21 protein-coding genes and 2 pseudogenes are annotated in these 26,605 nt (G+C 73.4%); 15 read left to right on the forward strand and 8 right to left on the reverse strand.

The annotated features are described in order from the left end of the window. Nucleotides 1-122: 122 nt before the first annotated feature. From AB0M16_RS33365 to AB0M16_RS33375, 3 genes are read right to left on the reverse strand one after another with little or no spacing between them, the layout of a single operon-like run. Nucleotides 123-1,736 (reverse strand): carboxylesterase family protein, encoded by a 1,614-nt coding sequence (locus AB0M16_RS33365; protein ID WP_365349733.1) that lies wholly within the window; start codon nt 1,734-1,736, stop codon nt 123-125. Nucleotides 1,737-1,767: 31 nt separating this feature from the next. Further along, nucleotides 1,768-2,718 carry a 5'/3'-nucleotidase SurE gene (locus tag AB0M16_RS33370; RefSeq protein WP_365349735.1) on the reverse strand — a complete coding sequence of 317 codons (951 nt, stop codon included), beginning with the start codon at nt 2,716-2,718 and terminating at the stop codon, nt 1,768-1,770. Nucleotides 2,719-2,773: 55 nt separating this feature from the next. Beyond that, nucleotides 2,774-4,018, reverse strand: a complete 1,245-nt coding sequence (locus AB0M16_RS33375) for an MFS transporter (protein ID WP_365349737.1) — start codon at nt 4,016-4,018, stop codon at nt 2,774-2,776. Between the two features lie 361 nt (nt 4,019-4,379). Here AB0M16_RS33375 and AB0M16_RS33380 point away from each other — a divergent pair, with 361 nt between their 5' ends. The 3 genes from AB0M16_RS33380 (at nt 4,380) to AB0M16_RS33390 (ending at nt 7,863) form a co-directional block, all read left to right on the forward strand. Then, nucleotides 4,380-5,093, forward strand: coding sequence for a phosphatase PAP2 family protein (locus AB0M16_RS33380; RefSeq protein WP_365349739.1), 714 nt, complete (start codon nt 4,380-4,382; stop codon nt 5,091-5,093). 100 nt (nt 5,094-5,193) lie between these two features. Beyond that, the gene (locus AB0M16_RS33385; protein WP_365349741.1) at nt 5,194-6,729 is read left to right on the forward strand and encodes a carboxylesterase family protein; all 1,536 of its coding nucleotides are present in this window, start codon (nt 5,194-5,196) and stop codon (nt 6,727-6,729) included. Nucleotides 6,730-6,855: 126 nt separating this feature from the next. Further along, nucleotides 6,856-7,863: a LacI family DNA-binding transcriptional regulator gene (locus tag AB0M16_RS33390; protein ID WP_365349743.1), complete on the forward strand. Its 1,008-nt coding sequence runs from the start codon at nt 6,856-6,858 to the stop codon at nt 7,861-7,863. A 259-nt stretch (nt 7,864-8,122) separates the two neighbouring features. Here AB0M16_RS33390 and AB0M16_RS33395 read toward each other — a convergent pair whose 3' ends face one another. Further along, nucleotides 8,123-8,848: a phosphatase PAP2 family protein gene (locus AB0M16_RS33395; RefSeq protein ID WP_365349745.1), complete on the reverse strand. Its 726-nt coding sequence runs from the start codon at nt 8,846-8,848 to the stop codon at nt 8,123-8,125. 6 nt (nt 8,849-8,854) lie between these two features. Continuing rightward, complete coding sequence (locus tag AB0M16_RS33400; protein ID WP_365349747.1) at nt 8,855-9,796, reverse strand: alpha/beta hydrolase; 942 nt, start codon at nt 9,794-9,796, stop codon at nt 8,855-8,857. A gap of 216 nt (nt 9,797-10,012) precedes the next feature. Between AB0M16_RS33400 and AB0M16_RS33405 the strand changes: the two genes are divergently transcribed. The 10 genes and pseudogenes from AB0M16_RS33405 (at nt 10,013) to AB0M16_RS33450 (ending at nt 22,285) form a co-directional block, all read left to right on the forward strand. Beyond that, on the forward strand, nt 10,013-10,597 hold the full coding sequence (locus tag AB0M16_RS33405) for an ATP-binding protein (RefSeq protein WP_365349749.1): 585 nt from the start codon (nt 10,013-10,015) through the stop codon (nt 10,595-10,597). 100 nt (nt 10,598-10,697) lie between these two features. After that, nucleotides 10,698-12,296: pseudogene (locus AB0M16_RS33410) on the forward strand (AMP-binding protein); the annotation flags it as partial. Between the two features lie 84 nt (nt 12,297-12,380). Then, nucleotides 12,381-12,764: pseudogene (locus AB0M16_RS33415) on the forward strand (thioesterase family protein); the annotation flags it as partial. Beyond that, complete coding sequence (locus AB0M16_RS33420; RefSeq protein ID WP_365349751.1) at nt 12,755-15,217, forward strand: bifunctional salicylyl-CoA 5-hydroxylase/oxidoreductase; 2,463 nt, start codon at nt 12,755-12,757, stop codon at nt 15,215-15,217. The pseudogene AB0M16_RS33415 and the gene AB0M16_RS33420, both read left to right, overlap by 10 nt. A 14-nt stretch (nt 15,218-15,231) precedes the next feature. Continuing rightward, entirely contained in the window at nt 15,232-16,308 is a 1,077-nt protein-coding gene (locus AB0M16_RS33425; protein ID WP_365349753.1) for a carbon-nitrogen hydrolase family protein, read from the forward strand. Continuing rightward, nucleotides 16,305-17,417 (forward strand): cupin domain-containing protein, encoded by a 1,113-nt coding sequence (locus AB0M16_RS33430; protein WP_365349755.1) that lies wholly within the window; start codon nt 16,305-16,307, stop codon nt 17,415-17,417. The genes AB0M16_RS33425 and AB0M16_RS33430 overlap by 4 nt, the downstream gene beginning before the upstream one ends. Nucleotides 17,418-17,531: 114 nt before the next feature. Beyond that, on the forward strand, nt 17,532-18,449 hold the full coding sequence (locus AB0M16_RS33435) for a fumarylacetoacetate hydrolase family protein (RefSeq protein WP_365349757.1): 918 nt from the start codon (nt 17,532-17,534) through the stop codon (nt 18,447-18,449). A 106-nt stretch (nt 18,450-18,555) separates the two neighbouring features. Next, nucleotides 18,556-19,284: an Asp/Glu racemase gene (locus AB0M16_RS33440; RefSeq protein ID WP_365349849.1), complete on the forward strand. Its 729-nt coding sequence runs from the start codon at nt 18,556-18,558 to the stop codon at nt 19,282-19,284. 76 nt (nt 19,285-19,360) lie between these two features. After that, nucleotides 19,361-20,206 carry a PaaX family transcriptional regulator C-terminal domain-containing protein gene (locus tag AB0M16_RS33445; RefSeq protein WP_365349759.1) on the forward strand — a complete coding sequence of 282 codons (846 nt, stop codon included), beginning with the start codon at nt 19,361-19,363 and terminating at the stop codon, nt 20,204-20,206. Between the two features lie 207 nt (nt 20,207-20,413). Continuing rightward, nucleotides 20,414-22,285, forward strand: coding sequence for a transketolase (locus tag AB0M16_RS33450; protein ID WP_365349761.1), 1,872 nt, complete (start codon nt 20,414-20,416; stop codon nt 22,283-22,285). A gap of 144 nt (nt 22,286-22,429) precedes the next feature. On the opposite strand, the gene AB0M16_RS33455 is transcribed toward AB0M16_RS33450, so the two are convergent. The 3 genes from AB0M16_RS33455 to AB0M16_RS33465 form a co-directional block, all read right to left on the reverse strand. Beyond that, entirely contained in the window at nt 22,430-23,395 is a 966-nt protein-coding gene (locus AB0M16_RS33455; protein ID WP_365349763.1) for a TIGR03557 family F420-dependent LLM class oxidoreductase, read from the reverse strand. A 198-nt stretch (nt 23,396-23,593) separates the two neighbouring features. Then, nucleotides 23,594-24,313: a hypothetical protein gene (locus AB0M16_RS33460; protein ID WP_365349765.1), complete on the reverse strand. Its 720-nt coding sequence runs from the start codon at nt 24,311-24,313 to the stop codon at nt 23,594-23,596. Between the two features lie 15 nt (nt 24,314-24,328). Next, entirely contained in the window at nt 24,329-24,889 is a 561-nt protein-coding gene (locus AB0M16_RS33465; RefSeq protein WP_365349767.1) for a hypothetical protein, read from the reverse strand. Nucleotides 24,890-25,121: 232 nt separating this feature from the next. Between AB0M16_RS33465 and AB0M16_RS33470 the strand changes: the two genes are divergently transcribed. After that, nucleotides 25,122-25,706, forward strand: coding sequence for an SRPBCC family protein (locus AB0M16_RS33470; RefSeq protein ID WP_365349769.1), 585 nt, complete (start codon nt 25,122-25,124; stop codon nt 25,704-25,706). Nucleotides 25,707-25,880: 174 nt separating this feature from the next. Continuing rightward, complete coding sequence (locus tag AB0M16_RS33475) at nt 25,881-26,597, forward strand: UdgX family uracil-DNA binding protein (protein WP_365349771.1); 717 nt, start codon at nt 25,881-25,883, stop codon at nt 26,595-26,597. The last annotated feature ends 8 nt before the right edge of the window (nt 26,598-26,605 follow it).

Raw genomic sequence — 26,605 nt, forward strand, 5'->3', positions numbered from 1 at the left:
CCTATATTTCTGGTTTGTTCACTGTTGTACACACGTGTGCTCTACCGATCTCGGCGCCGGGGGGGAGGCGACCGGGGGGAGGCGACCGGCGCGGTGCTGCGCCGGTCGCCTGCGGTGACGACTCAGCGGAGGCGCCGGGGCGCGGGCGTCGGGCCCGCCGTCCTCGGGGCCGCCCAGAAGCCGCACCGGTGGTCGGCGGCGAACGTCGTCGAAGGGCCGCCGGCCGTGGGGTGGAGGGTCAGCGAGACGTACGGCGTTCCGACGGCCGGCCACGGCGACAGGCCGGGGACGGCTGGGTCACCCGTCCGGGCGAAGGCGCCCCAGTGGCGTTTCATGCGGTCTGCCAGGGCGACTTGAAGGGCCGTCAGGGGCCGGTCGCCCATGGTGAAGTCGTGCAGATAGGCGAGTTCGGCGCTGTGCCCGTTGGACTGGTCGAGGCCGGGGACCTGGGCGCCGCGGAGGGTCGGGGAGTCCGGGTCGTCGAACTCGTACGCGTACGTGGGAACTTGCTCGGCGAAGAGCCGAGCCGTCGCGTACGTGTGGCAGGCGAAGGTGGAGTCCGTGAGTACGGCCGACAGCGCGAGGTAGGGGGACGCGTATCCGGTGACCGGGTAGCGCGCGAGGACCTCCTCGGCCGCGGGCCCGTACTGTGCCCGCACCTGGTCGGTGTACTGCTGAGCGGTCAGTCGCGGCTGGGTGAGGGCCACGAAGAGACGGGCCTCCGCCCTGGTGCTGCCGATCAGGATCGGGACCTTGTTCCAGGCCCCCGAGGCGATGGCCACGGCCGGTTCCAGCGGCAGCAGCCCGTCGCCGTGGGCGGGCCCTGACACCGGCGAGGAGGCCGCCGCGTCCACCAGATCACCGACGGAGGCGCGGCGCAGGCACGCGGCGACGGCGGCCGGATCGGCGCACCCCAGCCGCGCCGCGTAGGCGCGGCCCTGCTCCTCGGCCCCCGCCCGGTCGGGAGCCCGCAGCAGTGTGCACGGACCGCTCTGCAGCACGGCCCGGCCGAACAGACCCCGGGCGAGCGGAGAGGCGAGGAGGGCGCAGACCGAGCCGCTGCCCGCGGACTGGCCGGCGATGGTGACGGTCGCGGGGTCGCCGCCGAAGCCGGCGATGTTCACCCGGGTCCACTTCAGCGCGGCGATCTGGTCCATCAGGCCGAACGATCCGGAGCCGAGCGGGTCGGACCGGGTCAGCTCCGGCAGGGCCAGATAACCGAGCTGTCCCAGGCGGTAGTTGATGCTCACGACGATGTTGTCGGTCAGGTCGGCCATCGTCCGCCCGCCGAACTGGGTGCCCGTGCCCTGGCTGTACGCGCCACCGTGCATCCAGAGGATCACCGGGAGCCGCGCCCCCGGGCGCGCACCGCGCGGCCGGTAGACGTCCAGGTAGAGGCAGTCCTCGCTGACGGCCGTCGGATCACCCAGGCCGAACGGTGAGAACTGCGGACACGCGGGCGCCTGGGCGCTCGCGTCGCGTGGTGCGCGCCACGCGACCGGTGCCCTCGGGGACCGGAAGCGCGACTCCCCGACCGGGGGCGCCGCGTAGGGCACGCCCAAGAACTCCTCGGCCCGGTCGTGGGTTCGGCCGACGAGGGCGCCCTGGGCGGTGTGGACGACGGGGCGGGACACCGGCTCGCGAGCGGCGGACGGCGTGGCCGTGCCGAGCGAGGTGGTGATGATCAGGGCGGACACGGCGGTCAGTAAGGCCGCCGCGCGGCGATGCGTCTTCATCGTTCCTCCGGGGAGCGGGTGGGTGCGTGCGTCAGGGACGCAGGCCGGCGAGGAGGGCGCTCACCTCGGCGAAGTCGGCGGGGCCGGTGTTCCAGTCGGCGGACACGGGGCTGATGGCCACCTTGGAGGCGCTGACCGCCGCCACGTCGCCCCCCTTGGCCGGCGGCCGGGGCGCGAAGCGCACGGTCACCTTCCAGGTGCCGTCGCCGGTGTCCGTGAAGTCGGGCACGAGGGCCTGCTGCGGGTCCTGGAAGGTCACGGCGGAGCCCTCGGCCGGGGCCTTGCCGTCGGCGCCGACCACCGGATGGTTGATGTTGAGGCCGACGCCCTCCGGCAGAAGGGGACCGGACCGCGCCCGGGACCGCAGCCGGTCGATCAGACCGACCAGGAACTCCACCGTCGGGCGCATGGCGTTGACGGTGGCGACCGGGTCGGGGGCTGCGAAGCCGCCCGTGCTGACGGCGACGGCCGGCACGCCGTACTCGAGGGCGGCGATCGCTCCTCCCACGGTGCCCGAGTGGTTCGCGAGCCCGGCCACGTTGGGCCCGAAGTTCGTGCCGGAGACGACCAGGTCCGGGGCCGCGCCCGCGTACACCTCGGAGAGGCCGAAGACGACGGAGTCGCCCGGAGTGCCGTCCACCGCCCACACCCTGGGCTCGGGATGCCTGACCGCCAGGCTGGTGCCGCTGAGCATCTTCGTGCCCGTACCGCTCTGGTTGGTGAGCGGCGCGACGATGGTGACGTCGTGACCGGCGGCGGTCAGCAGCTGGAACGCCGTACGGATGCCGGGGGCGTCGTAGCCGTCGTCGTTGGTGAGCAGGATCCGCAGCGGGCGGGGCGCCGCGCCCTGCGGTCGCACCGGACTCTGTGCGGCTGGGTGCGGTGCGGCGGAGTGCGGTGCCGCTGCCGCCGGCGCGGTTCCGGCGAGACCGGGGGTGCACAGCAGCAGGGCGGCGAGCGAAAGAAGTCTCCTGGGTCTCACGGAGGTTGCTCCTCGGGTAGGGATCGACGGCGGGAGAGGCAGCGGGGTCGACCGGTCAGCGGACACCGCGGATGGGCAGGATGGCGAGCGCCCCGACCAACGAGAGCGCGCCGCCGACCAGGAACAGCGGGGTGTAGCCACCGAAGGCCGTGACGACGGCCGAGGCGACGAACGGGGCGACGATCTGCGGGCCGGCGTTGGCGATGTTGAGCACGCCCATGTCGCGGGCGGCGTCCTCGGCCCGCGGCAGGACGAGGGTGACCAGGGCGGTGTCCACGGCCATGAAGCAGCCGAACGCCAGCCCGTTGAGGGCGTTGAAGGCGATCATCCCGCTCCAGGTCGGGCTGACCACGGGGACCACCATGACGAGCCCGGCCAGGGCGGCCGACACCCCGACGAACACCTTGCGACGGTCCCAGCGGTCCGACAGCAGGCCGCCGACGATGGTGGACACGGCCATGGCGACCATGGTCACGGGGGTCAGCACGGCCATCGCCTCGGGCGGGGTCAGCCCGGCCGGCAGCTCGATGTGGTCGCCGAGGATGTACAGCTGGTAGCCGATGACGGAGAAGTAGCCGAGGACCATCAGCGCCCGGCCGGTGAAGGCCCACCGGAAGTCGTGGTGGGCCAGGGCGGAGAGGAAGGCGGCGAGCTGCGTACGGGCGGGCACGGCCGGGGCGGGAGCGGCGCGCGGGACGTCGCGGCAGAACGCGGTCAGCAGCACGGCCGAGGCCGCGATGATCACGCCGAAGAGCAGGTAGCCGGTCTGCAGCCGGCCGGCGGTCTGCGAGGCGACGAGGACACCGACGGTCCCGCCGATCGGGAGGCCGAGGCCGACGAGCGCGGACGCGGTGCCGCGCTTGGCGACCGGGACCCGGTCGGGCACGATCGCGGTGACCGCGGCCTGGTAGACGTTCATCGTCGCCTGCACCAGGCACCAGCCGATGCCGACGAACAGCGCGGTGTCGACGCCGCCGAGGAAGGCCAGACCGGCGAGCGAGGCGAGGGCGCCGCCGAGGATCCAGGGGCTCCTGCGGCCGGACCGGTCGGACAGGGCTCCCGCGATGGGGTTGCAGGCGGTCGCGAAGACGGAGCTGATGCCGCCGATCAGGCCCAGGACCGCCACCTTGTCGTCCGGGGCGATCGCCGCGATCTGGGTGGGCAGCAGCACGGAGCCGACGCCCATGTAGACCGCGAGCATGGCTGCGTTGGCGACGAGGAGCAGGAGAAGCAGGCCGCGCGGGCGGGTGCGGTCGGGTGCGGCGGCGGGCCGCGGTTCGGTGACGTCGTTCGTGGTCACGTCGACTCCTCGGGGACGGAGCGGGAGGTCGGGAGAGGTCGGGAGAGGAAGGCGAGAGGCGGGTGCGGGGGATGGGCACCGGGAGAGGGGTGGGGGCGCTCGGTGGGCGCCTCAGCACTTCGAGTTACACGTGTTAGCCACGCTCTGGGAGACTGTGTAGCACCCCCGGGGGCCGCTCCACCAGGGTCCGGCCCGAATTGCCACTCAACAGGTAGATCACGTGTAACCACGCGAGTGCTCGGTTTTGGGGGCCCTGACATATGGAGGGCTTGTGGCGACCGACAGGAGTGCGCCATGCTGCCTCGCGCCGCCCCCACCTCTCCCCCGCGTCGCCCCCGTGCGCCGCCGTGAAAGGCCTGCCATGCGCGCATCACCCCCGGTCCAGCCGCGCCGAAGACCCGTCCGCCGGGCCGCACACCACCTCCCCGCCCCGCCGCCCCGGGGCGCCGTTCCCTGGGGCTGCGGCCTGCTGTTCCTCGCGGCGGCGGTCGGGGTCCTCCTCCGGGGCGACGGCCCTCCCTTCTTCCAGGGCCTCGACGACGCCTGGCAGCGCTCCGCGGGCGGCTCGCGCAGCGCCGCGGCGACGGACCTCGCCCTCACCCTGGACCGGCTCGGCGGCCCGATCGGCGTGGTCGTGCCCCTCGCGCTCGCCGGCGCTCTGTGCGTGTACGGACGGTGGCGCTCGGGACTGTTCGCCTTCGCCGCCGGGGTCGCCGCGAACATCCTGGTGGTGCTGCCGCTGAAGCAGCTGGTCGACCGTCCGCGCCCGCCCCATCCATGGGTGCTGGTGAACGACGGCTCCTACCCCTCGGGGCAGGTGTTCACGGCCGCGGCGCTGGTGGTCGCGGCCGGGGTGGTCGCCTTTCCGCCCCGGGCACGCCGCTGGTGGTGGCCGGTCGCCGCCCTCTACGTCGGCGCCATGATGTGGAGCCGCACCTGGCTGCACGCCCAATGGCTCAGCGACACCGTCGCCGGCGCGCTGGCCGGTGTCGGTGCCTGCCTCCTGCTGTGGCGCGGCTTCGCCCCGCTGCTGCGGGAGGAGGCGGAACGCGCCGCCGACGACCGGCTGTGGTGACCTCCGCCCTCTCGTACGAAGAATGTCCAGAGGCGTCGAACGGACGCCACGACCCTCGTCGCCGGCCGCCACGGTATCGGCGCACAGGCAAGGATCACTCATGAGCGTCAACGAAGGTCCGGAGTCGGCACGGGTGGAGCTGCCGTCGGGAGGCGGCCTCCAAGGTGCGGTCGAAGGGGGTGTGTCCGTCTTCCGGGCGGTGCCGTACGCCGAGCCGCCGGTCGGCGCCCTGCGCTGGCGGCCCGCCCGGCCGCACCCGGGATGGGAGGGCGTGCGGGACGCGACCGTCGACGGTCCGAGCGCGCCGCAGATGTACGTGGAGGGCGGGGACCCCGTCCTCGGCGGGCACGGCGCACCGCCGTTCGACGACGACTGCCTGACCGTCGACGTGTGGACCCCGGCGGCCGACGGCGCGGCCCGCCCCGTGCTGGTCTGGATCCACGGCGGCGGCTTCGTCTCGGGTTCCGGCTCGCTGCCCGTCTACTCCGGAGAGACCTTCGCCCGCGACGGCGACCTGGTGGTGGTGACCGTCAACTACCGCATCGGGGCGCTCGGTTACCTGTATCCCGGCGAGAGGGACGGCGATCCCGCCGGCAACTTCTGGCTCACGGACCAGCTCGCGGCACTGCGCTGGGTGAAGGAGAACATCGCGGCCTTCGGCGGCGACCCGGACCTCGTCACCGTCGCCGGGCAGTCCGGCGGCGCGGTCTCGACCGCCGCACTCGCCGGCCACCCCGACGCCCGGGGGCTGTTCCGACGCGTCATCCTGCAGAGCCCGCCCTTCGGCCTGCACCTTCCGACGCCCGCCGAGTACCAGGAGCGCACCGAGGCCTACCTCGGCATCGCCGGAGCGGACAGCGTCGACCAGCTCCGCCGTCTCCCCTGGCCGTCACTGATCGGTGCGGGCGGCGGACTGTTCGCGAGGACCGTGCGCTGGGGCCACTGGCCCACGCCCTTCCTGCCCGTCATCGACGGCATCACCCTGAGCCGCCACCCGGCCGAGACCCTGCTGCACGGCGCCGCGGCCGACGTCGACGTCCTCATCGGCTGGACCCGCGAGGAGGCCAACTTCGGCTTCGCGCTGGACGGGGCCCACGCCGCCGCCACCAGGGAACAGGTCGTCGCCCGGCTGGCGGACACGTTCGGCGACGACGGAGCGGCCGGGGCGTACGCCGCCTACGAGCGGTCGCGGCCGGGCGCGCGGCCGGCGGACGTGCTCATGGACCTGATCTCCGACGAGCTCTTCCGGGTGCCGTGCCTGGAGCTCGCCGAGGCCCGGGCCGCCCTCGGCCGCCCCGTCTGGGCATACCAGTTCGACCTGCCGACCCCGGCGTACGAGGGCCGGCTCGGCGCGGCGCACTGCCTGGAACTCCCCTTCGTCTTCGCCAACTTCGACGCGTGGTCGCACGCCCCCTTCCTCGCGGGCCTGGACCCCCGGGTCCGGGACGCCCTGGCGCGCGCCATGCACGAGGCCTGGATCGCGTTCGTCCGCACCGGCGACCCCAACCACGCGGGACTGCCCTCCTGGGAGCGGTACGGCCAGGAGACGCGGAGCACGATGCGGTTCGACTCCGTCGTCGGTGCCGTCGGGGACCTCGCCGGAACGTCCCGCCGCCTCTTCGCCGCGCGCGGGTAGTTTCTGTACCCCTCCGTCCCCGTGGCGCCACGGGGACGACCCGGGGACACTCCGCGCCGCAAGGCTTAACTCGTGTAACCTGCAAGGGAGAGCGGACAACGGGCTACAGAGAGCGATGAAGCACGCATGGCGAAGGACACGGCGGTCCCCGCATCGGCCACCAGCGCGGACGTGGCCCGGCTGGCAGGGGTGTCACGCGCCACCGTGTCGTTCGTGCTCAACAACACCCAGAACCACCGGGTGAGCGAGAGCACCCGAGCCAAGGTCCTGGCCGCGGCCGCCCAACTCGGCTACGTGCCGAACGCCGCCGCCCGCTCGCTCCGCGCGGGCCGCAGCAACCTGGTCCTGATGCCCACCTCCGTCTCGGCCGTCGGCCGCCTGGTGAGCGACTGGGTGGACGACCTGGTCAGCGAGCTGGAGCGGCACGGCTACACCGCCGTCATGCACGCCGGCCGCTTCGCCGACCCGCTGGAGGCCGCCCGCGCCTGGGCCGAGCTCCGGCCGGCCGCGGTCCTCGCCCTCGACGGCGACCGGTTCGGCCCCCAGGCCGCCGAGGTGCTGCGGCGCGCGGGCGTCCGCGGCATGCTGGCCTTCGCCTCCCACCCGGTGGCCGGCGTCCACACCATCGCCTTCGACCACGCCGCCGTCGGCGCCGTCGCCACCGAGCACCTCATCGCCAGGGGCCGCAGCCGGATCGGTGTGGTCATCCCCCAGGAGCGGGGACTCGACACGCTCGCCCGGCCGCGGCTCGCCGGCGCCGAGCAGGTCGCGGCACGGCACCCGGCCACGGTCACGCCGCTCGACCTGGCCTACACCCGTGAGTCCGCCTCGGCACTGGCACGCCGCTGGAGGGACCTGGACCTGGACGGGGTCTTCGCGTACAACGACGAGTACGCCGCGCTGCTGATGCACGCGCTGAAGGCCGAGGGCGTCTCCGTACCGGACGACGTGGCCGTCGTGGGCTGTGACGACCTGGTGCTCTCGGCGTTCCAGCAGCCCCCGCTGACCAGCGTCGCGCTGGACATTCCCGCGGCCGCCGAGGTCGCGAACGCCCTGCACGCGCTGATAGCGGGGGACACTCCCCCGCACGTGAAGGGCGTCGAACCGGTCCTGGTGCCGCGGCAGTCGTCCTGACGCCCCGAGCCCGCCCGGGCGTGGCGGCGGACCACGACGGCGGCAGTCGTCGACGACGGAACGGCCGTGACGACGCGGGGGTCATGGCGAGGCGAGGGCGGTGACGGCGTACGCGCCCCGCGACGCGAAGCCCGTGACGACGCCAAGGTCGCGACGATGCCAAGAGCGTGACAACGCCAAGGTCGTGACGACGCCAGGGCCATGACGCGGGCAGGCCCCGGGAGAGCGAGCCTCCCGGGGCCTACCCCGCTCCGTCGCCTCAGCCGCTCGCGGCGAGGGACGGTTCGGTCCGCGGCACCCCCTCGCGCACCGTCGGACCGCGTCTCTCGCGGGCGAGTACGGGCATGAAGGCGCGCCAGAGCACCAGCGCCGCACCCGCCCCGGCCGCCGCGCCCACGACGGTGTCGCTCAGCCAGTGCGCGTGCAGCCACGTGCGGCTCCACATCATGGCCAGGGTGAAGAGCGTGCCGGCGCACCACCAGGCCCTCCGTCGGGCCACGGGCACCAGCAGGGCGCCGGCAAGGACCACGAGCACCGCCGCCCCGGCCGCGTGGCCGGAGGGGAACGAGCCGTGGTCGACCCGGACCAGCGGGTTCGCGGGGCGGGGCCGGTCCACCAGGTGTTTGAGGCCCTGGACGACCAGCGCGCTCGTGCCGAGGTAGGTGACGAGCAGGCAGCACACCGACCACCAGCGCCTTCGGAACAGCAGGAAGGCCAGGAACCCCAGGGGCACGATCACGCCCAGGGGGCCGCCGAACCAGTCCAGGAAGGCGGCGGCGCCGGCCAGGAAGCCCTGGTGCGGGCCGCCCATCCGGTCGAGCCAGCGTTCGTCGAGGGCCTGGAACGGCGGGCGCTCGGCGTCCGCGTGGACCACGACGGCCGCCAGGGCCGCGACCCCGGTCAGCAGCAGGCCGAGCGGCAGCACGCCGGAGGTCCGGCGTCGTACGGGTGCGGAAACGGGTGCGGTGACGGGCTTGTCGGCCATCGCGCCTCAGGCTCTCAGGTGACGGGCGAGGAACTCGACGCTCGCGGTGACGAGCGGGGTGACGTCCGGTGCGCCCAGGAAGATGTGGTCGGCGCCCTCCACCGGCCGCAGCGTGGACTCGCCGCCGGCCTTCCGCAGCGCCGCGTCGAGCACCTCGCTCTGGCCGTACGGGACCAGCCCGTCCCGCGTGCCGTGGATCAGCAGGAACGGGGGAAGGGCTGCGCCCGCCACCGCGTACGTCACCGGGCTCGCCGCGCGGGCCAGCGCGGGCCGCTCCTCTTCGGTGCCGCCGAGCAGCGCGTCGTACGGGTCGGGGAACCCGGCCCCCGGAGGCATCGGCGGCATGGGGTGCTCGCGCGCCGCGGCCAGGTCGGAGACGCCGTACCAGTCGACGACCGCGCGCACCGAGGTCTCGCCCTCGGCGACGCCTTCGGCGCCCTCCAAAGCGGCGGCGTCAGGGCTGTGCGGCCCCGTCAGCCCGGCGAGCGCCGCCAGGTGGCCCCCGGCGGACTCGCCCCAGACGGCGATCCGGTCCGGGTCGATGCCGAACGTGTCGGCGAACCTGCGGACGTAGCGGATCGCGGCCTTCACGTCGTGCAGCTGCGCCGGAAAGGGCGCCTCCAGGCTGTGCCGGTAGTCGATGCAGACCAGTGCGAGGCCCGCCGCGAGGACCGTGCCGTGCAGCAGTTCGACGGGGACGGTCGGCGGCGGGTAGCGCCGGTCGCCCTCAAGCCAGCCGCCGCCGTGGATCCACACGACGGCCGGGAGGGCGGCCTCCGCAGCGGGCACCTGGACGTCGAGCAGCCGCGGCCGGTAGCCCGGCCGGGTCGCGTACGTGACTCCGTCGAAGCGGCGCACTCCGTTCGCGGCCACCACGGGCGGGACCGGAGCGTGGAAGGGAGGGGGCGGCCAGCCCGTGTCGAGCTCGGCCGGGAGGGATTGCGTCATTGCGGCCCTTTCGCGGGGCGGGGCGGAGCCAACGGAAAATTCGTAGCGTTTGTCCGAATTTGCTTGCGTCGACCCTCACGGGGTGCGTAACGTGTTACACGTGTAACAAGGAACTCTAGCGAGATGCTCCCCGGAACCACAAGGTCGCCGGCCTGCCGCATCCACCGCTCGTGACACGAGCAATCAGAGCCGTTCCGCACCCCCCGGGAGCCCGCCATGCTCACCGCACCCGCCGCCACTTCCGCCATGCCCGACACCTCCGCCGTACCGGGACCCGCCCCCGCCTCCACCTCCGGCACCCCCGCCACCCCGCCGGGCACCCGCACCCCCCCGTCCGGCACCCCCGCCACCCCGCCCGGCGCCCGCGTCACCCCGTCCGGCACCCGCGTCGCACACTGGACCACCCCGCCCACCGCCGCGTGCGTCCCGTTGATCCGCACCCGCGTCGGCTCCGCGCTCGCCGCCTGGGGCATCTCCGGCGAGCTCCGCGACACGCTCCTGCTGACCGTCGCCGAGCTGGTCGGGAACGCCGTCCGTCACACCGCGGCCGTCACCGAGCGACTGCACGTCACGGTGGCCGTCGTCGGCGGGCGCGTGCGCCTGGAGGTCGAGGACGGCGATCCGACCCCACCCCCGGCCGAGCTCACGGCACTCACGGCACTCGCGGAGATCGACCCGGAGGCCGAGAGCGGTCGCGGGCTGCCGATCGTCGCCCTGCTCGTCGCGGAGGCGTGCGGCCGACTCAGCGTCCACGCGCGCGAGTTCGGCAAGGCCGTGCGGGTGTGCGTGCCGGTCGCCTGACGTGTCGACCCGATTCAATTATCGCGCATCATTGACGCTCGACATTTTATCGAGATACTTGCTCCATCCTCCCCGCTGCCCCAGATCGAGGTGCCGCCCCATGGAGCTCTCCCCGTCCGCGCACGCGGACTCCTTCTGCCGAGACCGGCTTCCGTCCTTCGACCTCTGGCCCGAACTGCACTTCGACCTACCGGAGTTGCAGTACCCGGACCGGCTCAACTGCGCCGCCCGCCTCCTCGACGAAGCCGTCGAGCGGTGGGGCGGCGACCGCCCCTGCCTGCTGACCGCCGACGAGCGGTGGACGTACGGTGAACTGCGGCTGCGCGCCGACCAGGTCGCGCAGGTGCTGACCGAGGACTTCGGCCTGGTGCCCGGCAACCGCGTCCTGCTGCGCGGCCCCAACACCCCGTGGCTGGTCGCCGCCTGGTTCGGCGTCCTCAAAGCGGGCTGCGTCGCCGTCACCACCATGCCGCTGCTGCGCGCCACCGAACTCGCCGAACTGCACGACATCAGCCGCCCGTCGCTCGCCCTGTGCGACCACCGGCACGTCGACGAGCTCGACCGGGCCCACACCCCGGGGCTCCCCGTCCTCACCTTCGGCGGCCCCACCGACACGGACCTGACCGCCCGCTGCGCGGCGAAGGACGGTCGGTTCACCACCGTGGCCACGGCCGCCGACGACGTCGCTCTGATCGCGTTCACCTCCGGTACGACCGGCCGACCCAAGGCCACCCTGCACTTCCACCGGGACGTCCTGGCCAACGCCGACACCTTCTCCCGGCACGTCCTCAAGCCGCGCCAGGACGACGTCTTCGCCGGCAGTCCGCCGCTCGCGTTCACCTTCGGGCTCGGCGGACTGGTCGTCTTTCCTCTGTCCGTCGGAGCCTCGACCCTGCTGGCCGACCAGGCCACACCGCTCCAACTGGCCGACTTGGTGGCCGAGTTCGGTGTCACTGTGCTGTTCACCGCGCCCACCGCCTACCGGGCGATCCTGGCCGCAGGAGCAGCGGACCGGCTCGCCGGGCTGCGCCGCTGCGTGTCCGCCGGGGAGCCGCTGCCCGCCGAGGTGTGGGAGGAGTTCCACGCCGCCACCGGGCTGCGCATCATCGACGGCATCGGTGCCACCGAGATGCTCCACGTGTTCATCTCCGCCGCCGACGAGGACATCCGCCCCGGATCGACCGGACGGCCCGTACCGGGCTACCGGGCCATGGTCGTGGACGAGCAGGGCGACCCGGTACCCGACGGACAGCCCGGCCTCCTCGCCGTCACCGGCCCCACCGGCTGCCGCTACCTCTCCGACCCGCGCCAGACGACGTACGTCCGGAACGGCTGGAACCTCACCGGCGACACCTACGTCCGCGACGCCGACGGCTACTTCTGGTACGTCGCGCGCAGCGACGACATGATCGTCTCCTCCGGCTACAACATCGCCGGGCCCGAGGTCGAGAAGGCCCTGGGCGGCCACCCCGACGTGCTGGAATGCGGAGTCGTCGGGGTCCCGGACGAGACGCGCGGCATGCTGGTCAAGGCGTACGTCGTGCTCCGCCCCGGTGCGCCCGCGGGCCGGGAGACCGCCAAGGCCCTCCAGGACCACGTCAAGGCGGTCATCGCGCCGTACAAGTACCCGCGCGCCGTCGAGTTCGTCGCGGAGCTGCCCCGCACCAGCACCGGCAAGCTGCGGCGGGCCGAACTGCGCCGGCTGGCCGCGGACCGGCCGGCGAGCATCGCCGTGGAACGCCGCGTCGAGTGGTGCGACACGGACGCCGCCGGCCACTACCACTTCTCCACGGTCGTGCGCTGGGCCGAGGCGGCCGAGGCCGCACTGCTGCGCGGCCTGGGCCTCGACCACCTCTTCGGCAGCACCCCGCGCGTGCACTTCGAGGCGGACTTCAGGGCCCGGCTGTGGTTCGGCGAGAGGGTGCGCACCGAACTCCGGGTCGGCCGGATAGGCCGGGCATCGCTGCACTACGACTTCACCGTCCACGGCGAGTCGGAGGCCGTCGCCGCCACGGGGCGCATGGTCGTGGCCCATTCCGCCGCCCGTGCCACCGGGGCGGAGCCGTGGCCCGACGACGTACGCGAGCTCCTGCGCACGGCCGGCCCGCAGACCCCGGAACTCCTCTCCCTCCCCCTCGCCCCCGCGGGAGGTGCGCCGTGCGCGTAGCGGTCATCGGCGGAGGGCCCGGCGGGCTCTACTTCGCGGCCCTCGCGAAGCAGCTCTCCCCGCGGTGGGAGGTCACGGTGTGGGAGCGCAACGCGCCGGACGACACCTTCGGTTTCGGCGTGGTCTTCTCGGACGAGACCCTCGACGGCATCGCCCAGGCCGACCCCGAGGTGCACACCGCGATGTCGGCGGAGTTCGCCCGCTGGTCGGACATCGACGTCCACTACAAGGGGCAGGTCCTCACCTCCGGCGGCCACGGCTTCGCCGCCATCGGCCGCAAGCGGCTGCTGCAGATCCTGCAGGAGCGCTGCGCCGCCCTCGGGGTGGACGTCCGCTACCGCACGCCGGCCCCGCCGGTCTGCGAACTCGCCGCCTCCCACGACCTGGTGGTGGCCGCGGACGGCGTACGGTCGGCGACCCGCACCGCGTACGCCGACAGCTTCGGCCCCGACCTCGACGAGCGGCACTGCCGCTACATGTGGCTGGCCACCGACAAGGTCCTGGAGGCCTTCACCTTCATCGTCTCCGAGCACGACTTCGGCACCGTCCAGGTGCACGCCTACCCCTTCGACGGGACACGCTCCACCTTCGTCGTGGAGATGGACGAGGAGGCCTGGCGGCGCGCGGGATTCGACGCCCGTGCCGCCCGGTTCGAGGACGCCGCCGCCCGCGGGCTGCCGCCCGGCGCCAGTGACGAGGACAGCATCCGGCGCTGTGAGGAGCTGCTCGCCCGTCACCTGGACGGGCATCGGCTGATCCCCAACAACTCCCGGTGGATCCGCTTCACGACGGTCCGCAACCGCAGCTGGCGGCACGGCAACGTGGTGCTGCTCGGAGACGCGGCCCACACCGCCCACTTCTCCATCGGCTCCGGCACCAAGCTCGCCATGGAGGACGCCCTCGCCCTGGCCGCCTGCCTGCACGAGAACGACGACGTGTCCGGTGCGCTGGCGGCGTACGAGAGCGAGCGGAGGCCGGTGGTGGAGTCCACCCAGCGAGCGGCCCAGGCCAGCCTCGAATGGTTCGAGGACGTCGGCCGCTACACGGGCCAGGAGCCGCACCAGTTCGCCTTCAACCTGCTGACCCGCAGCCGTCGCGTCACCTACGACAACCTCCGGGTCCGCGACGAGCGGTTCACCGCCGCCGTGCTCTCCCGGCACGAGGAGGACCCGGCCGCGGGCCCGGCCACCGGCCCCGCCGGAGGCTCCGGAGGCGCGGCCACGAGCTCCGCCGCGGCCGGGCCCGCCCGGCCCGCCGTGCCGCCGATGTTCCGGCCCTTCCGGCTGGGCGGGCTGCGGCTGCGCAACCGGGTCGTCGTACCGCCCCTGGCCCTCTACACGGCGAGGGACGGGGTCCCGGGCGACTTCGACCTGGTCCATCTCGGCGCCCAGACCCTGGGTGGCGCCGGCCTCGTGCTGGCCGGGATGACCGCGGTCGGCGCCGACGGCCGGGCGACCCCCGGCTGCCCCGGCCTGTACACCGACGAGCAGGAGGCCGCCTGGCGGCGCATCACCGACCTGGTGCACGCCCAGTCGGACACCTGCATCGGCATCCAGCTCACCCACGCCGGGAGCCGGGCCGCCACCCGGATCCCCCGCCCGGACGGCACGTCGCCGCCGCTCACCGGCGCCGACGCCTGGCCCCTGGTCGCCTGCTCCCCCCTCGCGTGGGACGCGGACGGCGCGGTACCGCGCGGGGCGACCCGCGCCGACCTGGACCGCATCCGCCGCGAGTTCGTCCGGGCCGCCGAACGGGCCCACCGGGCGGGCTTCGACGCCCTGGAACTCCAGTACGGCCACGGTCACCTGATGTCCGGATTCCTCTCCCCGCTGACCAATCGGCGCACCGACCCGTACGGCGGCGACCTGGCCGGCCGACTGCGCTTCCCGCTGGAGGTGCTGCAGGCGGTACGGGCGGTGTGGCCGCTCGGCAAGGCCCTCCTCGTGCGCATCTCCGCGACCGACTGGGCCGAGGGCGGCACGACCGGGGACGAGGCCGTGGCGATCGCCCGCGCCCTCGCCGCAGCGGGCGCGGACGCGATCGACGTCTCCACCGGCGAGGTGGTGGCGCACGAGCGCCCGCGCTACGGGCGCAGCTACCAGACGCCGTACGCCGACCTCATCCGCAACGCCACCGGCGTCCCCGTGATCGCGGTCGGCGCGATCTCCACGTACGACGACGTGAACTCGATCCTCCTGGCCGGCCGGGCCGACCTGTGCGCGGTCGGCCGCGCACAGCTCTACGACCCGCTGTGGACCCTGCACGCCGCGGCGGCCCAGGGCTATCACGGACCGGCCGCGCCCTGGGCGGCGTCCTGGAAGGCCGGCAGCGGCCGCCCGCCCGGGGCGAGGACCGACCGCGTCCCCCCGCGCCTGGAACTCCTGCGCGCACCCGCCACTCCCGTGCACCAGCGCTGGCAGCGGCCGCACCCCGCGGCCGCGTCGACCCACTGAGACCGGAGGTCTCCATGCCACTCGACCGGCAAGAGGCGGACGGCGCCCTGCCCCGCTTCACCGCGGCCGCCGTCCAGGCCTCGCCCGTCTACCTCGACCCCGCGGCCACCGTCGACAAGGCGGTCTCCCTGATCGCGGAGGCCGCCGGCAACGGCGCCCGTCTCGTCGTCTTCCCCGAGGCGTTCGTCCCCGGTTACCCCTACTGGAACTGGACCATGAACCCGGTCGACGGTTCGCCCTGGTTCGCCCGACTGCAGCGCGCCTCGATCGACGTCCCGGGGCCGCACGTCGACACCCTGCGCGCCGCGGCCCGCCAGTACGGCGTCGTCCTCGTGGTCGGCGTCAACGAGCGCGCTCCGCACAGCCTCGGCGTCCTCTACAACACGCTGCTCACCATCGGGTCCGACGGCGAACTCCTCAACGTGCACCGCAAACTGGTGCCCACCTGGGCGGAGAAGCTGACCTGGACCAACGGCGACGGCAGCTCCCTGCGGGTCCTGCGCACCCCCGTCGGCCCGCTCGGTGCCCTCGCCTGCGGCGAGAACACCAACACCCTGGCCCGTTTCGCCCTGCTGGCCCAGGGCGAACTCGTCCACGCCGCCTGCTACATCGCCCTGCCGGTGGCCCCCGCCGACTACGACATGGCGGAGGCGATCGCGGTGCGTACCGCCGCCCACAGCTTCGAGGGCAAGGTGTTCTCGATCGTGGCGTGCTCCACCGTCTCACCGGAGATCGTCGACGCCCTCGCCGGCGACGACGTAGAGCTGCGCAAGCGGTTCACCCGCCCCCGCAGCGCCCTGTCGGGGATCTTCGGCCCCGACGGCCGGCCGGTGACCGAGCCGCTCGTCGACGACGAGGGGATCGTGTACGCCGAGATCGACCTCGCCCGCTGCGTCCAGCCCAAGCAGATGCACGACATCGTCGGCCACTACAACCGCTTCGACGTCTTCCGGCTCGAGGTCGACAACCGGCCCCGCACGCCGGTGACCTTCACCGCCCCGCCGCTCCCCGTGCAGCACTACGCCATCACTCCCGCCATGACTCCCGCCATGACTCCCGCCACGACTCCCGCCACAGAGGAGGACGCATGACCCCCCAGCAGGACGACAGCATGCCGGGCCGCGCCCACGTCACCGACACTCCGGAACTCAGCGCGTACTACGCGGAGTTGGAGTCCCTGGAGGCGGGCGCGCTGTGGACCGTCGCCAACGACATCGAGCCCTGGTACCCGCAGCCCGCGTCGGTTCCCGTGCTGTGGCGTTACGCCGAGCTGCGCCCCCTGGTCCGCAAAGCGCTCGACCTGGTCAAGGCCGACGACGCCGGGCGACGGGTCGTGATGCTCGTCAACCCCGGCCGCCGGGACGTCAGCGCCGCGGCCGGACTGCTGTACACCGGACTGCAGATCATGGGCCCCGGCGAGGCGATGACCGCCCACCGCCACCAGGCGGCCGCGCTGCGCTTCGTCCACGAGGGCACGGGCGCCTGGACGATCGTGGACGGCCAGAAGCTCAAGGTCGGCCCCCGTGACTTCGCCATCACCCCGAACGGCACCTGGCACGAACACGGCAACGACGCCGAGGACGGCCCCGTCATCTGGCAGGACGGACTGGACATCCCCCTGGTCAACGCGCTGGACGCGGGTTTCTACGAGGTCCATCCGGAGCTCTACCAGTCCCCCGGCAAGGTCATCAACTCCTCGGTCCTGACGTACGGCGCGCACTTGCTGCCGTACGGGGCGGAGAAGTGGACCCGGCCCTGGTCGCCCCTCCTGGCCTACCCCTGGGAGCCCACCTACGAGGCGCTGCTGAACCTGGCGAAGGCCGGCGAGGGATCCCCGTACGACGGAGTGATCGCGGAGTACACCAACCCGGTCACCGGCGGATCGGTGATGCCGACCATGGGCGCGCACATGCAGCTCCTGCTGCCCGGTCAGGCCACCCGGGCCCACCGCCACACCGGCTCGGTCGTCTACACCGTCGCGAAGGGGCGGGGCGTCTCGGTGATCGCCGGACAGCGCTTCGCCTGGCAGGAGGGCGACATCTTCTGCGTACCGTCCTGGGCCTGGCACGAGCACCGCAACCTGGACGACTCCGAGGACGCCTGCCTGTTCTCCTTCGACGACTTCCCCGTCATGCGCTCGCTCGGTTTCCACCGCGAAGAGGCCTACGCCGACAACGGCGGCCACCAGCCCGTCTCCTGACCCTCCGGCCCTTCCTCCGGCCCTTCCTCCGGTACTTCCTCCGGTACTTCCTCCGGCCCTCCTCCTGCTCTTCCTCCGGGACTCCACCGGTCCCTCCCACTCCAAGGAACCCTCATGCGACTGGTGACCTTCGCCCTCCCCGACGACACCGCCGGCGCCGGCGACCGGCTCGGCGCCCAGGTCGGCGACCGCGTCCTCGACCTCGTGGCGCTCGCCGACCGGGCGGGCGTCGACCTCCCCGCCGACCTGTTCTCGCTCGTCCAGGCCGGCCCCGCCGCCCTGGCCGCCGCCCGTGAGCTGATCACCGGCCACACCGCCGGAGGCGCCGACCGGGCGGCCCACCGGCTCGACGCGGTCACCCTGCGGGCACCGCTGCGTCCCGGCAAGATCATCGGCGTCGGGCTCAACTACGTGGAACACGTGGAGGAGTCGAGCCGCAGCCTCGACACGGACAAGGGCCTCCCGCCGCGCCCGGTGCTCTTCGGCAAGCCGGCCACCGCCGTCACCGGCCCCGGCGCGCCGATCCTCCACAACGCCGACCTGACCACCCAGCTCGACTGGGAGTGCGAGCTCGCGGTGGTGATCGGCCGCACCGCCTTCCGCGTCAGCGAGGAGGAGGCGTACGACCACGTCTTCGGCTACAGCATCGTCAACGACATCAGCGCCCGCGACCAGCGCCGCTCCGGCCAGTGGTTCTTCTCCAAGGGCCAGGACTCCTACGCGCCCTTCGGCCCGGCCGTGGTCACCGCCGACGACATCCCCGACCCGATGGACCTGGACCTGTCGCTGCGCGTCAACGGCGTGACCAAGCAGAAGTCCAACACGCGCCACATGCTCTTCCCCATCGCCGCGCTCATCGCCGACATCAGCTCCGGCATGACACTGGAACCAGGAGACGTCATCGCCACCGGCTCGCCCTCGGGAGTCGGCGCGGGCATGGTCCCGCCGGAGTTCCTCTCCCCCGGCGACACGGTCGAGGCCACCGTCGAGCACATCGGCACCCTGTCCAACCCCGTCGTCGACGCCCGCTGAGGCCCGTCGTCGCCCGTACCCAGGAGCACCCGTGTCCCCACACACCTCACCTGACACCTCACGCACGTACCGCATCGGCCAGATCGTGCCGAGCTCCAACGTCACGATGGAGACCGAGATCCCGGCGATCCTTCGCGCGAGGGAGGGCGTCGCCCCGGAGCGGTTCACGTTCCACTCCAGCCGGATGCGCATGACCCATGTGACCACCGAGCAGCTCAAGGCCATGGACGCCGATTCCGACCGGTGCGCCGTGGAGCTCTCCGACGCCCGCGTGGACGTCCTCGGCTATGCCTGCCTGGTCGCCATCATGAGCATGGGCCCGGGCTACCACCGCGCGTCCGAGGAGCGCCTGCACACCCGGACCGCCGAGAACGGGGCCCCGGCCCCGGTCGTCACGAGCGCGGGCGCCCTGGTCCACGGCCTGCAGACGCTCGGCGCGAAGAAGATCGCCCTGATCGCCCCCTACATGCGGCCCCTGACGCGGACCGTCGTCGACTACCTCACCCTGGAGGGGATCGACGTGCTGGACTACACGGCCCTCGAGATCCCCGACAACCTCGACGTGGCCGCGCACGACCCGGCGCGGCTCCCCGGTCTCGCCCGGGCGCTCGACCATGCCGACGCGGACGCGGTGGTGCTCTCGGCGTGCGTGCAGATGCCGTCCCTCGGGGCGTTGGAGGAGGCCGAGCAGCTGCTCGGCAAGCCGGTGGTGTCGGCGGCGGTGTGCACGGCCCACCAGATGCTGCGCGCGCTGGACCTGCCGGCCGTGGCACCGGGGGCCGGCCACCTGCTCTCCGGGGCTTTCGCCGAGGCGGGGCCGTCCGCGGCCCGATAGCCGGAGAGCCCGCGAAGTCCGGAGGGGCCTGAGGAGGGCTGGATATGATCGCGACCGCGCACAACGGAAGGCGATCATGTCGGACAGCCCCCTCAGGCCCAGCTCTTTGATCAACACGGTCTACGGTGCGTTCCTGCGCCGCCTCGGCGGCTGGATCTCCATCGCCGACCTGATCACCCTGATGTCCGAGCTGGACGTGGACGGACCGGCGGTGCGCTCGGCGATCTCCCGGCTCAAGAAGAAGGGCGTGCTGGAACCCGAGCGCCGGGGCGCCACGGGCTACCGGCTCAGCCCCTCGGTCGTGCCCGTCTTCGACGAGGGCGACCGGCGCATCTTCGGCAGCCTGGAGCCCGCGGCCCTCGCCGACGGCTGGGCCATGGCGGTCTTCTCCGTACCCGAGTCGGAACGTTCGCACCGCTACCAGTTGCGCACCCGGCTGACCTGGCTCGGCTTCGGCAACATCGCGCCGGGCGTGTGGCTGGCCCCCGCCCGGGTGCTCGACGACGCCCGCGCGATGCTGGAGCGGCTCGGGCTCAGCGCGTACGTGCACCTGTTCGCGGCGGACTACGCGGCCTTCAGCGAACTGGCCGACACGGTCAGCGACTGGTGGGACTTCCCGGCCCTGCAGAGGCAGTACGCGGAGTTCGCCGACACCTACGGGCCCGTGGCGGAGCGGCTGACCGGCCGGCCGGAGGGGCAGGAAGGGCCCACGGACGCCGAGGCGTTCCGCCACTACGTGCCGATGCTCACGCAATGGCGCCGCCTGCCGTACCTGGACCCGGGCCTGCCCACCGAGCTCCTTCCGGCCGACTGGGACGCGGTCCCCGCCCGCCGGCTGTTCCAGCAGCTCCACACCGTCCTGGCGGGACCGAGCCTGCACCACGTCGCACGCGTGACGGGACTGACGGACACGTCGCGGTAGAACGCCCGGGGAGGCGAGGCGGCGGACTCCCGTCGAGCCCGTCAGCTCGCCGCGCATGATGCGCGCGTCCCGGAGCAGAAGCGGTGTCAAGAGCACCTCCGAGCGCGCCACCGGTGGGGTCAATGCCCCGAAGGGGGCGTGATCGGCGTGCCACGGCCGGGTACTCCTCACCCGCCCCGCCTCGCCCTCGCACCGAAGGACTCCCCCATGAGCGCACCGCCCACCACCACGCTCGGCCCCGGCAGCGACCTCTCGCAGGTCTTCGAGCTCGCACAGCAGCTGCGGGTGGACTCGGTGCGCGCCAGTACGGCGGCGGGGTCAGGGCACCCCACCTCCAGCCTGTCCGCGGCCGACCTGATGGCCGTCCTGATGACCCGCCATCTGCGCTACGACTGGGAGGCGCCCGACGACCCGGCGGGAGACCACCTGATCTTCTCCAAGGGGCACGCGTCGCCCCTGCTGTACGCGATGTTCAAGGCCGCCGGCGTGATCGGCGACGACGAGCTGATGACGACGTACCGCCGCTTCGGTCACCGCCTGCAGGGCCATCCCACCCCCGAGCTGCCGTGGGTGGACCTGGCCACCGGATCACTCGGCCAAGGCGTCGCGTACGGCGTCGGGATCGCGCTTGCGGTCCGGGACCTGGAGAAGCAGCCCTCCCGCGTGTGGGTGCTGTGCGGGGACAGCGAGACGGCCGAGGGATCCGTGTGGGAGGCCTTGGACAAGGCCGGCCACCACCGGCTGGCCAACTTCACCGCCCTCATCGATGTGAACCGGCTCGGCCAGAGCGGTCCCACGGAGCTGGAATGGGACACCGAGGCCTACGCCCGTCGCGTCGAGGCCTTCGGATGCCGGGCGATCGTGGTCGACGGCCACGACCTCGCGGCGATCGACCTGGCCCTGACCACCGCCGCCGACCAGCGCGAGCCCACCGTGGTCGTCGCCAGGACCGTGAAGGGACGGGGCGTGGCGGAGGTGGCGGACAAGGAGGGCTGGCACGGCAAGCCGCTGCCGGAGGACCTGGCCGAGCGTGCCGTGGCCGAGCTGGGCGGTGTGCGCGACCTGCGCGTACGCGGCCCCCGGCCGGCCGCCGCCGCCCCGGCGACCGCCGCTCGGGCCGGGGCCGTCGAGCTGCCCCGCTTCGAGGTCGGCGACAAGGTGGCCACTCGCGTCGCCTTCGGCGGTGCGCTGGCCGCTCTCGGTGCCCGGCCCGAGGTGGTCGCGCTGGACGCCGAGGTCGGCAACTCCACCCACGCCGAGGAGTTCGGGAAGGCCTACCCCGACCGGTACTTCCAGACGTACATCGCCGAGCAGCAGATGATCGCCGACGCGGTCGGGATGGCGGTGCGCGGCTTCCGTCCGTACGCGACGACCTTCGCCGCGTTCCTCACCCGCGCCCACGACTTCATCCGGATGGCCGCCGTCTCGCGGATCACGATGGCCCTGTGCGGGACGCACAGCGGGGTCGAGATCGGGGCCGACGGACCTTCCCAGATGGGTCTGGAGGACCTCGCCATGATGCGCGCCGTCCTCGGCTCCACGGTGCTCTACCCCGGCGACGCGACCTCCGCCGCCGCCCTGACCGCGGCCATGGCCGACCTCGACGGGATCTCCTACCTGCGCACCACCCGGGGGGCGTACCCGGTCCTCTACTCCGCGGACGAGACCTTCCCCGTGGGCGGGTCGAAGACCCTGCGCCACGGCGCGGACGACCAGGTCACCCTCGTCGGTGCCGGCGTCACCCTGCACGAGTGCCTGGCCGCCGCCGACGAGCTGGCCGCCGAGGGGGTACGGGCCCGGGTCGTCGACCTGTACTCCGTGAAGCCCGTCGACACCGATACCCTCGCCCGGGCTGCCGCGGACACCGGCGCCCTCGTCGTCGTCGAGGACCACCATCCCGAGGGCGGTGTCGGCGAGGCCGTCCTGTCGGCCCTCGCCATGGGTGACAGCCACCCCGCCTTCGCCCACCTGGCCGTCACGGAGCTTCCCGGCTCCGGCACGACCGCCGAGCTCCTCGACGCGTGCGGCATCTCCCGGACGCACATCGCCCGCGCGGCCCGCGCGCTCGTCCGGCGTTAGGACCCCCGCCGGGTCCGGACCGGTTCTGCCGGCGGCCGGACGGGCTCTGCCGGCGGCCGGAGGGGCACTGGCGGCGGCCGGAGGGGCACTGGCGGCCAGGCCGCTCGTCGGCCGGGCCATGGCCGCGGCCTCGTCGTCCCGGGGTCAGAGCGCGCGGAGGGCGGGCAGCAGCTCGCTCTCGGCCCAGCGCAGGAACGGCAACTGGTGCGCGCCGCCGATCTGGACGAGGGCGAGCTCGGTGAAGCCCGCCTCGGCGTAGGGTCGGGCGGCCTTCACGACGGCCTCGACGTCGTCCCCGCACGGCACCGCGTCCGCCACGTCCTCTGGCCTGACGTGCTGCGTGGCCTGCGCGAATCCGGTGGGCAGGGGCAGTTCGGCGTTGAGCCGCCAGCCGCCCAGTGCCCAGCGGAACTGCTCGTGGGCCCGGGCCACCGCCGCCTCGCGGTCGGTGTCGTAGCAGACCGGGAGCTGTCCGACGCGGGGTTTGCCGGTCCCGCCGTGCCGGTCGAAGGCCTCGACGAGTTCCCGCCGGGGCTCCGTGGCGATCAGCAGGTCCGCGCGCCGGCCCGCGAGCTCGCAGGAGCGGGGGCCCGACACGGCGATCCCGAGCGGCGGCGGAGGGTCCGGGAGGTCCCAGAGCCGGGCGTCGTCGACCTGGAAGTGGCGCCCGTGGTAGGTCACGTACCCGCCGGCGAAGAGCGCGCGGATGATCTCCGCGGCCTCCTCCAGCATGTCCAGGCGGACGTGCGCGGAGGGCCACCCCTCGCCGACGACGTGCTCGTTGAGGTTCTCCCCGGACCCCAGCCCGAGCCGGAAGCGCCCTTGGGCGAGCAGTTGGACGGTCGCCGCCTTCTGGGCGGTCACGACCGGGTGGTAGCGGAAGGTGGGGCAGGTCACGAAGCTCATCAGCGGGATGTCGGAAGTGGCCTGCGCGGCCGCGCCGAGCACGCTCCACGCGTACGGCGCGTGCCCCTGGGAGTCCAGCCAGGGAAAGGAATGGTCCGAGATCACGGAGAAGTCGAAGCCCGCGCGTTCGGCCTCGATTACGTGCTCGACCAGTGCCCTGGGGCCGGCCTGTTCGGTCATCATCGTGTAGCCGATCTGCGTCATGCCCTGGCGGCTTACCGTGGCCGGGGGTCCGTAAACGGGCGGACGGACGATCCGGGACCGGGCTCTCCGTGCCGGGCCCTCCGTGCCGGGCTCTCCGTGCCGGGCCCTCCGTTCGGACGCCGCGCTCTCCGTTCGGACGCCGGGCGCACGACGGTGCCGGCCGCCGTGGTGTTCCGGCAGCCGGCACCGTCGGGTGGGTCAGGTGGTGAGGAGGCGGTGGAAGAACGAGCGGTACTGGCGCAGCGCCATGCGCAGGCTCTCCGTGTCGACGCCCTCGCCCTCGCTCCACTGTCCTTCCAGGTCCTTCTTCCGGTCGGCGAAGGTGGCGGCGAGCTTCCGCATCACCTCGGTGACGAGCGCGTCGGCGGCGTGCACGGCCTCGCGGGGATCGTCGACGAATTGGCCCTGGATGTCGCGCCAGCGGGTGCGGAACGCCTCCTCGTCCTCGGGGTCCAGCAGGCGCGGGGCCTCGCCCTCCGCGCTCGGCTCCTCGGCACGCGCGGTGTCCTCGGTACGCGCGGTGTCCTCAGCACGCGCGGTGTCCTCGGTACGTGCAGTGTCCTCGGTACGTGCAGTGTCCTCGGTACGTGCAGTGTCCTCGGTACGTGCAGTGTCCTCGGTACGCGCGGTGTCCTCAGCACGTGCAGTGTCCTCGGTACGCGCGGTGTCCACGGCGAGTCCGGTCCCGACGTCGGGTCCTCCGGTCCCGGTGCGGGCGCCGGTGTCGCCGTGGGCGTCGCTGTCTGCGCCGGTGTCGCCGTCCGCGCCGAAGCCCTTGTCGATGTCCATGCCGGAGTCGGCCTCGGTCTCGCCGCCGGCACCGGGCTCGCCGCCGCCGATCCCGGTGCTCTCACCGGGATACACGGGCGGGGCGTCCGCACCGCGGCCGGACCGCACCGGTGTGTCGTGCTCACGCATGTCGCGCCCTCCTCGTCAGGCCCGGCCGGTACCGGGCGCCTCCCCGTCGGAGAGAAGTTCGTCGAAAAGGGCCCGGTAGTGCACCATCGCCCCTCTCAACTGTTCGGTGGTGGCCTGCCGCGAGGAGCTGAGCGTGTTGATCTCGTGCGCTGCCCGGTAGTGCTCCAGCGTGCGGCCGTGCTCGACCGAGAGGTCCCGCGACTGCTGCTCGAAGCCCTCCGTGGGGTAGCCCCGCTCGTGCATGAGCGAGGTGACCAGGCTGTCGGCGTCGTGCACGGCGCCTTCGGGGCGGTCCACGAACTGCTCCTGTACACCGCGCCACCGCTGGGCGTAACCCTCTCTCGCGGCGCTCGACAGCGGCTTGATGTCCAGGGCCTCGTGGCGCTTCTCACGGGCACCGAGATCGTACTCGGCGGCCCGCCTGCTTCCGGCGTCGTCGACCGTGCGGTCGTACTCGGGCCCGAACCGTTCGCGCAACCGACTCCGGCGCCGCCGGTCCAGGGCGATGGCCAGCACGATCAACGCGAGCACCACCACAGCGGGTATGACGATGGCGAGAATCGTTCCTGTCGACATCGGCGTCGCTCCCTCGGGGTCTCATCGTGTCCACGGCGGCTGCCCAGCGGCACCGGCCTGAAACGGCAGACCTCCGCGCGCCCTCGGGGCGCCATGGAGGGTGGTCCTCGACCCGGAGCGGCTTGCCCGGCACGACCGGCACGACCGGCCGACGCCCCGCGCGTGAGCGCGGTCCCACGGGGTAGCCGCATACGTCAAGCCATTCCACCCGGCGCGGTTCGAGGAGGACACCATGAGCATGGTGCAGGAGACGATCAGGGTGGAGGCCCCGCTGCGCGCGGTCTACGACCAGTGGACGCAGTTCGAGGAGTTCCCGCGCTTCATGGACGGTGTGGAACAGGTACGGCAGCTCGACGACCGGCACTGCCACTGGAACACCCGCGTCGCGGGCGTGACCCGCGAATTCGACACCGAGATCGTCGACCAGCTCCCCGACCAGCGGATCTCCTGGCGCACGGTCGGGGGCGACGTGAAACAGAAGGGCGTCGTCACCTTCCAGCGCCTCGACGAGACGCACACGCGCGTGAGCCTGGCGATGGACATCGAACCCCAGGGCATGGTCGAGAAGGCCGGTGACGCACTGGGCTTCCTGGAGAGCCGTGTCCAGGGCGACCTGATGCGGTTCAAGCACTTCATCGAGGAACGCGACGCCGCGACCGGCAGCTGGCGCGGCCGGCTCCGCCCCGCCCACAGCCCCGGCAGGGACGCCCTCGGCACGGGCCCGGACGCGGATGACACCCAGCGGCGCGAACCCGAGCGCCCCGGCCCCTACCCCGGCCCGCTGCCCACCGACCCCGGCGAAGAGCCCCGCGTCTGACCCCGGCGGAAGGGGCGCCGGTGTGCGTGGGCGACGCCGGCGTCCTGGCGCCGCGCCCCTGAGGCGCTGTCCCTGGCGCGACCCGCCGCGGCATTCCGCCCGGTAGGCGCGCCGCGGCCCCGTCCCCGCCCGGTCGGCGCGCCCCAGCCCCGTCCCCGCCCGAGAGGTACTCCCGTGAACGCCACCCGTGACGGCGGCTCCGCGGACGAAGGCCGCGCGAACGGCGCCGGCCCCGAGCCGTACGACGCCACACCCTTCCTGCCGCGTCGCGGCGGGCTGCCCGCGCACCGCCGGGCGGCCGCCGACTGCCGCGGGTGCCCCCTCCACCGGGACGCGACCGGGACCGTGTTCGGGCGCGGCGATCCGCACGCGCGGCTCATGCTCGTCGGCGAACAGCCCGGGGACCAGGAGGACCGTGAGGGAGTGGCGTTCGTGGGACCCGCGGGGCGCCTGCTCTCCCGCGCACTGCGCGAGGCGGGGATCGACGAGGAGGGCATCTACGTCACGAACGCCGTGAAGCACTTCAAGTTCACGCAGGAGGAGACCCGGAAGCGCCGGATCCACAAGGCGCCGAGTCTGCGCGAGACGCTCGCCTGCCGACCCTGGCTCCTGGCGGAGCTGCGCCTGGTCTCACCCGAGTTGGTGGTCACCCTGGGCGCCACGGCGGGGCGGGCGCTGCTCGGACCGTCGTTCCGGGTCGGTACCGACCGGGGCGTGCCGAGGCCGCTGCCGCGGCCGGACGCCGGGGAGGACGACGACCATGACGACGTCGGCGAGGGCATGAGGGTGCTCGCCACCGTACATCCGTCGGCCGTCCTCCGCGCGCGGGACCGGGAGGAGATGTACGCGGGACTGGTCGCCGACCTGCGCACCGCGGCCGACGCCCTCTGACCGCCCTC

Source organism: Streptomyces sp. NPDC051921, assembly GCF_040680975.1.
Taxonomy (GTDB): Bacteria; Actinomycetota; Actinomycetes; order Streptomycetales; family Streptomycetaceae; genus Streptomyces.